Here is an 11,799-nt window from a genome sequence, read left to right as displayed (position 1 = left end):
ATGGGGTCTCAGTCCACCGTCACGTAGTCGGGGCCGGAGTAGCGGCCGGTGGCCAGCTTCTGGCGCTGCATCAGGAGGTCGTTCAGCAGCGAGGAGGCGCCGAAACGGAACCAGTGGTTGTCCAGCCAGTCGTCGCCCGCGGTCTCGTTGACCAGGACGAGGAACTTGATGGCGTCCTTGGTGGTGCGGATGCCGCCGGCCGGCTTCACGCCGACCTGGACACCGGTCTGGGCGCGGAAGTCCCGGACGGCCTCCAGCATGAGGAGGGTGTTGGCCGGGGTGGCGTTCACCGCGACCTTGCCGGTGGAGGTCTTGATGAAGTCCGCGCCCGCCAGCATCCCGAGCCAGCTCGCGCGGCGGATGTTGTCGTACGTGGACAGCTCGCCCGTCTCGAAGATGACCTTCAGGCGCGCGGATGTGCCGCAGGCCTCGCGGACGGCGGCGATCTCGTCGTACACCTTCAGATAGCGGCCCGCGAGGAACGCGCCGCGGTCGATGACCATGTCGATCTCGTCCGCGCCCGCGGCGACGGCCTCGCGGACGTCCGCCAGCTTGATGGTGAGCGGGGCGCGGCCCGCCGGGAACGACGTGGCGACGGAGGCGACCTTCACATCGGAGCCGGCTACGGCCTCCTTGGCCACGGCCACCATGTCGGGGTAGACGCAGACCGCTGCCGTGGCGGGCGTCGTACGGTCCGTCGGGTCGGGCTTGGCCGCCTTGGCGCCGAGCGCCCGGACCTTGCCCGGGGTGTCCGCGCCTTCCAGCGTCGTCAGGTCGACCATCGAGATGGCGAGGTCGATGGCGTACGCCTTCGCGGTCGTCTTGATCGAACGTGTGCCGAGGGAGGCCGCGCGTCCCTCGAGTCCGACCGCGTCGACGCCGGGGAGCCCGTGGAGGAAGCGGCGCAGCGCGCTGTCGGACGTGGTGACGTCCTTGAGGGGGTGAGCTGCGGTGAGTGCAGAACTGGGCATGGTCACCAGACGAGCATATCTACGCGCGTAGCGGCTGTACAGCCCTGGGGTTGTCTTGGGTGGGAGGTGGTGGGGGTGTTCTGAGTGGGGTGGGGAGCGGTGGGGTGCGGGTGGTGGCTTTCGCTTTGAGGGGGTGGTGGCTTTCGCTTTGAGGGGGGCAGGGGCTTGAGCTGGGGTGCCAGGGGTGGGGTGGGCCGCGTCCGGCAGAATCGGGGTATGACGAGTCCCGAGTCCCAGTCGCCCGAGTTCAAGGACCGGGTCTACCGGTCGGTCCCGGCCATCGCCGGTGGCGTGATGCTGCTCGCCATCGCCGCGTGGCTCGGCATCGACGCGCTCGTGTCGGGGCAGGGGCGCACGCAGTGGCTGACGCTCGCGGTCATGCTGTTCGTCGTGCCGCTCGTCGTCGCCTTCACCCTGCGGCCCGCCGTGTACGCGGGCGACGACCTGCTGCGGATCCGCAATCCCTTCCGCGTCATCGTGCTGCCCTGGGGGCAGGTCGCCGCGCTGAAGTCCGCCTACTCGAACGAGGTCCTCACCGAGTCCGGCGCCAAGTACCAGATGTGGGCCGTCCCCGTGTCGCTGCGCGCCCGCAAGAAGGCCGCGCGGCGTGAGATGCGGGCGACCGCGCAGGCGCGGCGGACCATGGGGCGGGACGAGGGGCGGGGCGGTGCGCTCGGGATGGGGTCCGGGCTGGGGCAGGGGCTCGGTGGGGGCGGTCCGGAGTCCCAGGGGCCCGCGCGTGCGGGGACCGACCAGATCATGGACGAATTGCGGGGGTTGCACGAGGAGCGGCACGGGGCTGAGGCCGCGCAGGGTGAGGTGACCGTGCGGTGGGCCTATGAGGTGGTGGGGCCGGCGGTTGCCGGGGCGGTGCTTGTCGCGATTCTGCTGGCTGTGGGGTAGCTGCTGGCTGTGGGGTAGCGGCAGGCAGGGTTTGTGCAGGGGTGCCCCCGGGGGCACCCCTTTGTTGTGGTCAGATGCCCGCTGACTTCGAGAGGTCGCGTTTGATCGACTCCAGCAGCGTCGTCGCCTTCGCTCGGGCCGTGGGGAGGTCCGTGGGTGACGCGACCGGGATCACGACCTCCAGGTAGCACTTCAGCTTCGGCTCCGTGCCGCTCGGGCGGACGATGACCCGGGCGCCGTCCAGCGTGTAGCGCAGGCCGTCGGTGGGCGGGAGGGTTTCCGTGCCCTGGGTGAGGTCTTCGGTGCGGGTGACGGGGAGGCCGGCCAGTTCCGTCGGGGGCTGTTCGCGCAGGCGGTGCATCGCGGCGGCGATGAGGGAGAGGTCCTCCACGCGGACCGACAGCTGGTCCGTGGCGTGCAGGCCGTGTTCCACGGCCAGGTCGTCGAGGAGGTCCAGGAGGGTGCGGCCCTCCGACTTCAGCCGCGACGCCAGTTCCGTGATCAGGAGCGCGGCCGTGATGCCGTCCTTGTCGCGTACGCCGTCGGGGTCCACGCAGTAGCCGAGGGCCTCCTCGTAGCCGTAGCGCAGGCCCTCGGCGCGGGCGATCCACTTGAAGCCGGTGAGTGTCTCGACGTGGGGGAGGCCCGCCTTCTCGGCGATACGGCCGAGGAGGGAGGACGAGACGATCGACTCCGCGAAGGTGCCGGTCGCTCCGCGCTGGACCAGGTGGGCGGCGAGGAGGGCGCCGACCTCGTCGCCGTGGAGCATGCGCCAGTCGTTGCCGTCGCCGTTGCCGTCGCCGTCCCGTACTGCGACGGCGCAGCGGTCCGCGTCCGGGTCATTGGCGATGATCAAGTCGGGGGCGGTTTCGCGGGCCTTGGCGAAGGCCAGGTCCATCGCGCCGGGTTCCTCCGGGTTGGGGAACGCGACGGTCGGGAAGTCCGGGTCGGGGTCGGCCTGTTCCGTGACGAGGGCCGGGGGCGGGAAGCCCGCGCGGGCGAAGGCCGCCAGGAGGACGTCCTTGCCTACGCCGTGCATCGCCGTGTACACCGTGCGGGCCGTGCGGGGGGAACCCTTGGCCAGGACGGCGTCGGTGCGGGTGAGGTAGGCGTCGAGGACGCTGTCGTCGAGGGTGTACCAGCCGTGGGTGGGGCGGGGGACGGTGGTGAGAGTCTCGATGGCGGCGATCTCTGCCGCGATGTCGATGTCGGCCGGGGGGACGATCTGGGAGCCGTCGCCCAGGTAGACCTTGTAGCCGTTGTCGCGGGGTGGGTTGTGACTGGCGGTGACCTCTACGCCCGCGACCGCGCCGAGGTGCCGTATGGCGAAGGCGAGGACGGGGGTGGGGAGGGGGCGGGGGAGGACCGCGGCGCGGAGGCCGGCGCCGGTCATGACGGCGGCGGTGTCCTGGGCGAAGTCGAATGACTTGTGGCGGGCGTCGTAGCCGATGACGACCAGGCCGTTGTCGTGGCCCTGCTTCTTGAGGTAGGCGGCGAGGCCCGCGGCTGCGCGGATGACGACCGAGCGGTTCATGCGCATGGGGCCGGCGCCGAGTTCGCCTCGGAGGCCGGCGGTGCCGAACTGGAGCGTGCCGGAGAAGCGGGCGGCGAGTTCGGTGTGGTCGTCGGCGTCGAGGAGGCGGGCGAGCTCGGCGCGGGTGTCCGGGTCGGGGTCCTCGGTGAGCCACGCCTGGGCCTGTGCGATGAGTTCGTCGTGCACGGTCGGTCTCAGCCTCTCGGTTGTCGGGGGTGCGCGATGCCTGCGGCGCCTGTGCGGCCTCGGTGGGGGTGTGCGTAGCGCCTGTCGCGGGGTGGTGGGTCGGGGCCGCGTCGGGGGGTGTCCGTCCTCGGAACGGCGCGATGGGGTCGGACGCCGACTGGCTGTTCGTTGACGCGCCAACCGCTGCGGGCGGACACCCCCCGACACGTCCCCTGCTCGCCGTACGCGGGTGCGCGTGCGTACCGGCTGAGCGGCCGCCGGCCCGTCGCCGTGGGCGCGGCGGTGCCCCGCTCCGCCGGGTTGCGGGCCCAGCCGGCTCCGGCACCGACGCCGGGTGTCTTACAGGCGTCCCAGGACCTGGGCGAGCAGGGAGCCCATCCTCGTCGCCGAGTCGCGGCCGGCCTGGAGGACCTCCTCGTGGTTGAGGGGCTCTCCGGTCATGCCCGCGGCGAGGTTGGTCACCAGGGAGATGCCGAGAACCTCCGCACCCGCTTCCCGGGCGGCGATCGCTTCGAGGACCGTGGACATGCCGACGAGGTCCGCGCCGATGACGCGGGCCATGCGGATCTCGGCCGGAGTCTCGTAGTGCGGGCCGGGGAACTGGGCGTAGACGCCCTCCTCCAGGGTGGGGTCGACCTCCTTGCACAGGGCCCGCAGGCGCGGGGAGTAGAGGTCGGTGAGGTCGACGAAGTTGGCGCCGATGATGGGGGAGGTGGCCGTGAGGTTGATGTGGTCGCTGATCAGGACCGGCTGGCCGGGGCGCATGCCCTCGCGCAGGCCGCCGCAGCCGTTGGTGAGGACGATCGTCTTGCAGCCGGCCGCCACGGCGGTGCGGACGCCGTGGGAGACGGCGGCGACGCCGCGGCCCTCGTAGTAGTGCGTGCGGCCGAGGAAGACCAGCGCGCGCTTGTCGCCGATCTCGTACGAGCGGATCTTGCCTCCGTGGCCCTCGACCGCCGGGGGCGGGAAGCCGGGCAGCTCGGTGACCTGGAACTCGGCGGCGGGATCGCCCAGGGCGTCCACGGCCGGGGCCCAGCCGGAGCCCATCACGAGGGCGACGTCGTGGGTCTCGGCGCCCGTCAGTTCGCGCAGGCGGGCCGCGGCGGCGTCGGCGGCGGCCCTGGGGTCGATCGGGGCGGCGCCCTGGATGTCGTCCGGAAGAAGAGATGCGTTCACGCCGACGAGGGTAGCCGGTGAATGCCTACGCGCGTAGATGGTGGAGCCGACGGGGTGGCGATCGTTGTCTTGTCGTTTCCGACAGGCAGAGGCTCAGCAGGGGCGCTTGCGGAGTTCCATCACATAGTCGTGCGGGGCGCCCGCCGATTCGGCCGCGTCGGCGATCTCGCCCAGGTAGCGGGCGGAGGGCAGGCCGCCCTCGTAGGCGTTGAGGGCGTAGGACCAGGCCGGCTCGTCGGCCTCCAGGGTGTGCACCCGTACACGGGTACGCCGGTAGATTTCCAGGCCCACGCCCTCCCAGCGGTCCATCGAGTCCTCGTCCATGGGGGCGATGTCGTAGAGGGAGACGAAGACCTGGGAGGTGGGGTCCTCGACGATCGTCGGCAGGGCGCCCTCCCAGCCCATGTGCTCGCCGCCGAAGGTCAGCCGCCACCCGTTCAGCCAGCCGGTGGCGCGCAGCGGCGAGTGCGGGGCGCGGCGGGACATCAGCCGCGCGTCGAGGTTGCCGGCGTACGCGGCGTAGAGCGACATGGGGGAAGGGTACGGCAGGTGGACTCGCGTCACTCGCGTAACGGAGCCGCATCGCGGCGGGCCCCCGGGCGGTGTCCCGTTGAGCGGTGCGGGACAATGGAGTACGTGACTCGGATCGTGATCATCGGTGGCGGACCCGGCGGATACGAAGCGGCGCTGGTGGCCGCTCAACTCGGCGCGGAGGTGACCGTCGTCGACTGCGACGGTCTGGGCGGGGCGTCGGTGCTCACCGACTGCGTGCCGTCGAAGACTCTGATCGCGACGGCCGAGGTGATGACCACCTTCGACTCGTCGTACGAGGAACTGGGCATCATCGTCGCCGACGACACCCCGCCCATGGAGCAGGCCGCCAAGGTGGTGGGCGTCGACCTGGGGAAGGTCAACCGGCGTGTGAAGCGGCTCGCGCTCGCCCAGTCGCACGACATCGCGGCCTCCGTGACGCGTGCCGGGGCGCGTGTCATGCGCGGGCGCGGGCGGCTGGAGGGCATGCAGGCGCTCGACGGGTCGCGGAAGGTCGTGGTGCGCGCCGCCGACGGGAGTGAAGAGACTCTTACGGCTGACGCGGTGCTCATCGCCACCGGTGGGCATCCGCGTGAGCTGCCCGATGCGCTCCCGGACGGTGAGCGGATCCTTAACTGGACCCAGGTGTACGACCTCAATGAGCTCCCCGAGGAGCTGATCGTGGTCGGGTCGGGTGTGACCGGTGCCGAGTTCGCGGGTGCCTACCAGGCGTTGGGTTCGCGGGTGACGCTCGTGTCGTCGCGGGACCGCGTGCTGCCGGGCGAGGACCCGGACGCGGCCGCCGTGCTGGAGGACGTCTTCCGGCGGCGCGGCATGAACGTCATGGGGCGTACCCGGGCGCAGTCCGCCAAGCGGGTCGGGGACCGGGTCGAGGTGACCCTCTCCGACGGGCGTGTCATCACCGGGTCGCACTGTCTGATGGCCGTCGGCGCCGTGCCCAACAGCGCGGGCATGGGGCTGGAGGACGCCGGTGTCCGGCTGCGCGAGTCCGGGCACATCTGGACCGACAAGGTGTCGCGTACGACCGCTCCGGGCGTGTATGCCGCCGGTGACGTGACCGGGGTGTTCGCCCTCGCGTCCGTGGCCGCCATGCAGGGGCGGATCGCGATGTACCACTTCCTCGGTGACGCCGTGGCGCCGCTGAACCTGAAGACCGTCTCGTCGAACGTCTTCACCGACCCGGAGATCGCCACCGTCGGCTACACCCAGGCCGATGTCGACGGTGGGAAGATCGACGCCCGCGTCGTGAAGCTGCCGCTGCTGCGCAACCCGCGCGCCAAGATGCAGGGCATCCGCGACGGCTTCGTCAAGATCTTCTGCCGGCCCGGCACCGGGATCGTGGTCGGCGGTGTCGTCGTGGCGCCGCGGGCCTCGGAGCTGATCCACCCGATCTCGATCGCGGTCGACAACAATCTGACCGTCGAGCAGATCGCGAACGCCTTCACCGTCTATCCCTCGCTGTCGGGCTCGATCGCCGAGGTGGCACGGCAGTTGCACACGCGCAAGGAGACCGGCGAGGGCTAGGGCAGGCCCTGAGGCCGAAACCGGCTCCTCCCTGGTCACGGGGAGTATTCGACCGTGCGTACGGCATAGGCGGCGGGACTAGGCTCTATACCACTTCGTGCTGCTCGGTGCGAACATCTTCTGCTATTCAGCGCAAACTGCTGAAAGCAGACGGTCGCTGGCGTTACTGTCAGTTTCGTGTTCGCTGCAGAACGTCGCCAATTGATCCTCGAAATGGTGCGAGCGAACGGGGCCGTGTCGCTCCGTGAGCTCGCCCGCGTCGTCCAGACCTCCGAAGTGACCGTACGGCGGGACGTGCGCGCGCTGGAGGCAGAAGGACTCCTCGACCGCCGGCACGGCGGTGCGGTACTGCCGGGCGGTTTCACGCGGGAGTCCGGCTTTCCGCAGAAATCCCATCTCGCGACCGCCGAGAAGACCGCCATCGCCGACCTCGCCGCGAACCTCGTGGAAGAGGGCGAGGCGATCGTGGTCGGGGCGGGTACGACGACCCAGGAGCTGGCGCGCCGGCTCGCCCGGGTGCCCGGACTGACCGTCGTCACCAACTCGCTGCTGGTGGCACAGGCATTGGCCCATGCCAACCGGGTCGAGGTCGTGATGACCGGCGGTACGCTCCGCGGTTCGAACTACGCCCTCGTCGGCAGTGGTGCCGAGCAGTCCCTGCACGGGCTGCGGGTGTCTCGGGCCTTCCTGTCCGGGAGCGGTCTGACCGCCGAGCGTGGGCTGTCCACGTCCAACATGCTGTCGGCGTCCGTCGACCGGGCGTTGGTGCAGGCCGCCGCGGAGGTGGTGGTGCTCGCCGACCATACGAAGCTCGGGACGGACACCATGTTCCAGACCGTGCCTACGGATCTCATCACCCGGCTGGTGACCGATGAGCCGCCCGCGCATGACGATCGGGCGGGTACGGAGCTTCAGGCCCTCGCCGATCAGGGTGTGCAGATCGCTGTGGCCGGGGGGCAAGGGGGGTCGGCCGGGGTGGCCGGGCCGGGGGGTGATCCTGCTTCGGCGCGGCAGCAGCGGCGGGATGTGCCGTTGCCCGGGCCTCGGCGGCAGGTGCCGGGGGCGGGGGGTGGGGGGTTGCGGTCTGCTTCCGCCGCGATGTTGGGGGAGCAGGGGCCTGGGGCTGAGCGGGCTCGGGTGGCGGATCTGCGGCGGCGGTAGGGAGCCGGGCAGGTCGGTCCAGTTGCTGTGGTGTGTCGGGCACCGGCGTTGTTGCTGGGGCCGGGTGGGGCCGCAACCCGGCGGAGCGGGGTGCCGCTGCGCCCACCCGTGCCGCCCCTAGCGGCACGCATGCCCGCAGCTCAGCCACCGACATGAGTCGGGCGGGCAGGTGCTTGTGCGCCTGCCCGCCCGACTCGTGTTGTCTCAGTCCTTGATTTCGCAGATCGCCGCGCCGGACGTGACCGAGGCGCCGATTTCCGCGCTCAGGGCCTTGATCGTGCCGGACCTGTGGGCGTTGAGGGGCTGTTCCATCTTCATGGCTTCCAGGACGACGACCAGGTCGCCTTCCTTGACCTCCTGGCCCTCCTCGACGGCCACCTTGACGATGGTGCCCTGCATGGGGGAGGCGAGGGTGTCGCCGGAGGCGACGGGGCCCGACTTCTTCGCCGCGCGGCGCTTGGGCTTGGCGCCCGCCGCCAGGCCCGTGCGGGCCAGGGACATGCCCAGCGAGGCCGGCAGGGAGACCTCCAGGCGCTTGCCGCCGACCTCGACGACGACCGTCTCGCGGTCCAGTTCCTCGTCCGCCTCGGTGTCGGCCGACGCGGCGAAGGGCTTGATCTCGTTGACGAACTCCGTCTCGATCCAGCGGGTGTGGACCGTGAACGGGTCGGACGAGCCGGTGAGCTCGGGGGCGAACGCCGGGTCCTTCACCACCGTGCGGTGGAACGGGATCGCCGTGGCCATGCCCTCGACCTGGAACTCCTCCAGCGCGCGGGACGCCCGCTCCAGGGCCTCCTTGCGCGTGCGGCCGGTGACGATCAGCTTGGCCAGCAGGGAGTCCCACGCCGGGCCGATGACCGAGCCGGACTCCACGCCCGCGTCCAGGCGGACACCGGGACCGGCCGGCGGGTCGAACTTCGTGACCGAGCCGGGCGCCGGGAGGAAGTTGCGGCCCGGGTCCTCGCCGTTGATGCGGAACTCGAAGGAGTGACCGCGCAGCACCGGGTCGTCGTAGCCGAGGACCTCGCCGTCGGCGATGCGGAACATCTCGCGGACGAGGTCGATGCCGGCGACCTCCTCGGTGACCGGGTGCTCCACCTGGAGACGGGTGTTGACCTCCAGGAAGGAGATCGTGCCGTCGAGGCCGACGAGGAACTCGACCGTGCCGGCGCCGACGTAGCCGGCCTCCTTCAGGATCGCCTTGGAGGACGAGTACAGCTCCTCCACCTGCGCGTCGGACAGGAAGGGCGCGGGAGCCTCCTCCACCAGCTTCTGGTGCCGGCGCTGGAGGGAGCAGTCACGGGTGGAGACCACGACGACGTTGCCGTGCTGGTCGGCCAGGCACTGGGTCTCCACGTGCCGAGGCTTGTCCAGGTAGCGCTCGACGAAGCACTCGCCACGGCCGAATGCGGCGACCGCCTCGCGCACCGCCGAGTCGTACAGCTCGGGCACCTCTTCGAGCGTGCGCGCGACCTTCAGGCCGCGGCCGCCGCCGCCGAAGGCCGCCTTGATGGCGATCGGCAGACCGTGCTGCTCGGCGAAGGCGACGACCTCGTCGGCACCGGAGACCGGGTCGGGCGTGCCCGCCACCAGCGGGGCGCCCGCGCGCTGCGCGATGTGCCGGGCGGCGACCTTGTCACCGAGGTCGCGGATCGCCTGCGGGGGCGGGCCGATCCAGATCAGATCCGCGTCCAGCACCGCCTGGGCGAAGTCCGCGTTCTCGGAGAGAAAGCCGTACCCGGGGTGGATGGCGTCCGCGCCCGATTCCCGCGCGGCCTTGAGCACCTTCTCGATGTCGAGGTAGCTGGTGCCCGGAGTGTCACCGCCCAGGGCGAACGCCTCATCCGCGGCGCGGACATGCAGAGCGTCCCGATCCGGGTCGGCGTAGACGGCCACGCTCGCGATGCCGGCATCCCGGCAGGCCCGGGCCACACGGACAGCGATTTCGCCACGGTTGGCGATGAGCACCTTGCGCACGATGAGGCTCCCTCCTTGAAACAAGCCGAGTTTAGGGACTGCCGACACGGCACTTCGACCCGTCCCCAGTGGTGAGCTTGCCCACACGGAGCGTGATGCGAGGCTCGATCGACCCGCGAAATCCCTTGTCGCACCGCGGTACGCAGCACTCCTGCGGGAAACCCTAGCCGTCCCCTGTGGTCAAGGTCTCTGTCATCACGTGCTGCGGGCCACTCCGTTTCTTTGTGGAGTCCCTACGAATGGCCCAATGATTCTTTGCCCGCCCCGGAACCCTTGTCCCAGGGTTTACCAGTCAGTAGCGTTCGCGATGTCTCGAACGTACTAGGGGTAAGAGGGTGGGCCCGGTGGTGCGCAGGCCGGTGGCGTGGGTCGTGGCGGTGGTGCTGTTCGGCGAGGCGTTCGGCATCGCCGGGCTGAACTGGTTTCTCGGGGTCGTCGTCGACCGGCAGGACATGTCCCTGGCCGGGCTCGACCCGCACATGATGTCGGTGTCGTCGAAGATCGGCGGGGTCGCCTTCGGCCTCTACTTCGCGCTGTGCGGCCTGGTCGCCCTGCTCGTGGCGCTGCGCAACCGCCCCCCGGCGGGCCTCGGGCGGGTGCTGCTGATCAGCGCGGCGGTCGTGCACGGGCTGCTGGGCGCCTTCACCTGGGGGCTGGTCGGCTGGCCCGCGTTCCTGTTCATGATGCTGGTGCTGGGCCTGATCGTCCTGCTGCTGATGACCTACGACCGCGTGGCCGAGCCGGTCACCGCTCCGCCGGCGCCCACAACTCCGTGATGCCCACGCCCAGGTCGGCGAGGAGCCGCCGGACCAGGGGCAGGCTGATGCCGATCACGTTGCCGTGGTCGCCGTCGATGCCGTTGATGAACGGGGCCGAGCGGCCGTCCAGGGTGAAGGCACCGGCGACGTAGAGGGGTTCGCCGGAGGCGACGTAGGAGGCGATCTCCTCGTCCGTGGGGTCGCCGAAGTGGACGACCGTGGACGCGGTGGCGGAGACATAGCGGCCGGTGAGCGTGTCGTAGACGCAGTGGCCGGTCTGCAGGGTGCCAGCGCGGCCGCGCATCGACTTCCAGCGGGCCGTGGCCTCCTCGGCGTCCGCGGGCTTGCCGAGGGCCTGGCCGTCCAGGTCGAGCACCGAGTCGCAGCCGATCACCAGCGCGCCCTTGACCTCCGGGCGGGCCGCCACGACGGAGGCCTTCGCCTCGGCGAGGGCGAGTGCCAGCTCGGCGGGGGTGGGGGCGGTGACGGCGTCCTCGTCGACGCCGCTCACGATCACCTCGGGGGTGAGTCCGGCCTGGCGGAGCAGTCCGAGCCGGGCGGGGGACTGGGAGGCGAGGACGAGTCGCCTGCGGTGCTCATCGGTCATGCCGTCAGGTTAGTGCGCGAGGGGGACTCACCTCACGCCGATCACCAGCATGGCCACGAACATGGCCAACGCCATGAGAACGCCCAGCCGCCGAAGCATGTCCTGCATGTCGCGCAGTTCTTTTGGCGGTTCATTCTCGGGGTCGGACCACAGCATGAGTCCAGCGTGCGGCTCGGCAGGGCGGGGCGCCTGAGTAGGCGTACTCAAATCGGCGCCCCGCCTTGTCGAGCGATCAGGCCGGCCAGTAGGTCCTGCCCCAGGCCGTCGGGCCCGGCTGGGGCAGGCGGTGGGACGCGATGCGGGACGGGTCGGACCAGGAGTCGCGGGCGGCCGGTGCGCCGGGCGGGTCCTCTGTCGCCGCCGCGGCGCGGGCCCTGACCACCGCCAGTGCGGCGGCCAGCTCCTCCGGGGTCGGGTTGCCCCGTACGACCTTGATCGTCATGTGGGCCT

Annotated in this window: 12 protein-coding genes; 4 read left to right on the top strand and 8 right to left on the bottom strand. The window is 71.0% G+C overall.

Going from position 1 to position 11,799, the window contains the following annotated elements:
• Positions 1 to 8 precede the first annotated feature (8 nt).
• Positions 9 to 971 carry a deoxyribose-phosphate aldolase gene (gene deoC, locus NNW99_RS12860; protein ID WP_215119033.1) on the bottom strand — a complete coding sequence of 321 codons (963 nt, stop codon included), beginning with the start codon at positions 969 to 971 and terminating at the stop codon, positions 9 to 11.
• A 216-nt stretch (positions 972 to 1,187) separates the two neighbouring features.
• Between deoC and NNW99_RS12855 the strand changes: the two genes are divergently transcribed.
• Entirely contained in the window at positions 1,188 to 1,874 is a 687-nt protein-coding gene (locus NNW99_RS12855) for a PH domain-containing protein (RefSeq protein WP_215119031.1), read from the top strand.
• A gap of 70 nt (positions 1,875 to 1,944) precedes the next feature.
• Here the strand turns inward: NNW99_RS12855 and NNW99_RS12850 are convergent, their stop codons facing one another.
• From NNW99_RS12850 to NNW99_RS12840, 3 genes are all read right to left on the bottom strand, one after another.
• Positions 1,945 to 3,594, bottom strand: a complete 1,650-nt coding sequence (locus tag NNW99_RS12850; RefSeq protein WP_215119029.1) for a phospho-sugar mutase — start codon at positions 3,592 to 3,594, stop codon at positions 1,945 to 1,947.
• 339 nt (positions 3,595 to 3,933) lie between these two features.
• Complete coding sequence (locus tag NNW99_RS12845; RefSeq protein ID WP_215119028.1) at positions 3,934 to 4,770, bottom strand: purine-nucleoside phosphorylase; 837 nt, start codon at positions 4,768 to 4,770, stop codon at positions 3,934 to 3,936.
• Positions 4,771 to 4,863: 93 nt separating this feature from the next.
• Entirely contained in the window at positions 4,864 to 5,301 is a 438-nt protein-coding gene (locus NNW99_RS12840) for a gamma-glutamylcyclotransferase (protein WP_215119027.1), read from the bottom strand.
• Between the two features lie 96 nt (positions 5,302 to 5,397).
• On the opposite strand from NNW99_RS12840, the gene NNW99_RS12835 reads away from it, so the two are divergent.
• Positions 5,398 to 6,846, top strand: a complete 1,449-nt coding sequence (locus NNW99_RS12835; RefSeq protein WP_215119026.1) for an NAD(P)H-quinone dehydrogenase — start codon at positions 5,398 to 5,400, stop codon at positions 6,844 to 6,846.
• 177 nt (positions 6,847 to 7,023) lie between these two features.
• Complete coding sequence (locus NNW99_RS12830) at positions 7,024 to 8,007, top strand: DeoR/GlpR family DNA-binding transcription regulator (RefSeq protein WP_215119025.1); 984 nt, start codon at positions 7,024 to 7,026, stop codon at positions 8,005 to 8,007.
• A 204-nt stretch (positions 8,008 to 8,211) separates the two neighbouring features.
• Here the strand turns inward: NNW99_RS12830 and NNW99_RS12825 are convergent, their stop codons facing one another.
• A complete protein-coding gene (locus tag NNW99_RS12825) occupies positions 8,212 to 9,984 on the bottom strand; it encodes a biotin carboxylase N-terminal domain-containing protein (protein ID WP_215119024.1) in 1,773 nt (590 codons plus the stop codon).
• Between the two features lie 344 nt (positions 9,985 to 10,328).
• Between NNW99_RS12825 and NNW99_RS12820 the strand changes: the two genes are divergently transcribed.
• Positions 10,329 to 10,760, top strand: a complete 432-nt coding sequence (locus NNW99_RS12820) for a hypothetical protein (RefSeq protein WP_215119022.1) — start codon at positions 10,329 to 10,331, stop codon at positions 10,758 to 10,760.
• On the opposite strand, the gene NNW99_RS12815 is transcribed toward NNW99_RS12820, so the two are convergent.
• The 3 genes from NNW99_RS12815 to NNW99_RS12805 all read right to left on the bottom strand — a co-directional run bounded on the left by NNW99_RS12815 (position 10,729) and on the right by NNW99_RS12805 (position 11,791).
• Positions 10,729 to 11,349 carry a nucleoside triphosphate pyrophosphatase gene (locus NNW99_RS12815; protein WP_215119021.1) on the bottom strand — a complete coding sequence of 207 codons (621 nt, stop codon included), beginning with the start codon at positions 11,347 to 11,349 and terminating at the stop codon, positions 10,729 to 10,731. The genes NNW99_RS12820 and NNW99_RS12815 overlap by 32 nt on opposite strands.
• Before the next feature lie 27 nt (positions 11,350 to 11,376).
• Positions 11,377 to 11,505, bottom strand: a complete 129-nt coding sequence (gene mmpB / locus NNW99_RS12810) for a morphogenic membrane protein MmpB (protein ID WP_255961279.1) — start codon at positions 11,503 to 11,505, stop codon at positions 11,377 to 11,379.
• A gap of 76 nt (positions 11,506 to 11,581) precedes the next feature.
• On the bottom strand, positions 11,582 to 11,791 hold the full coding sequence (locus NNW99_RS12805) for an acyl-CoA carboxylase epsilon subunit (protein ID WP_215119020.1): 210 nt from the start codon (positions 11,789 to 11,791) through the stop codon (positions 11,582 to 11,584).
• Between the last annotated feature and the right edge of the window lie 8 nt (positions 11,792 to 11,799).

This window comes from Streptomyces sp. CRCS-T-1 (assembly GCF_024442335.1).
Taxonomy (GTDB): domain Bacteria; phylum Actinomycetota; class Actinomycetes; order Streptomycetales; family Streptomycetaceae; genus Streptomyces; species Streptomyces koelreuteriae.
Note: the sequence above shows the minus strand (reverse complement) of the source record. Positions and strands in the feature narration are given on the sequence as shown.

Coding starts and splice junctions, on each gene's coding strand:
- NNW99_RS12840 (WP_215119027.1), bottom strand. CDS start 5,301: ATGTCGCTCTACGCCGCGTACGCCGGCAACCTCGACGCGCGGCTGATG.
- NNW99_RS12805 (WP_215119020.1), bottom strand. CDS start 11,791: ATGACGATCAAGGTCGTACGGGGCAACCCGACCCCGGAGGAGCTGGCC.
- NNW99_RS12815 (WP_215119021.1), bottom strand. CDS start 11,349: ATGACCGATGAGCACCGCAGGCGACTCGTCCTCGCCTCCCAGTCCCCC.
- deoC (WP_215119033.1), bottom strand. CDS start 971: ATGCCCAGTTCTGCACTCACCGCAGCTCACCCCCTCAAGGACGTCACC.
- NNW99_RS12855 (WP_215119031.1), top strand. CDS start 1,188: ATGACGAGTCCCGAGTCCCAGTCGCCCGAGTTCAAGGACCGGGTCTAC.
- mmpB (WP_255961279.1), bottom strand. CDS start 11,505: ATGCTGTGGTCCGACCCCGAGAATGAACCGCCAAAAGAACTGCGCGAC.
- NNW99_RS12835 (WP_215119026.1), top strand. CDS start 5,398: ATGGAGTACGTGACTCGGATCGTGATCATCGGTGGCGGACCCGGCGGA.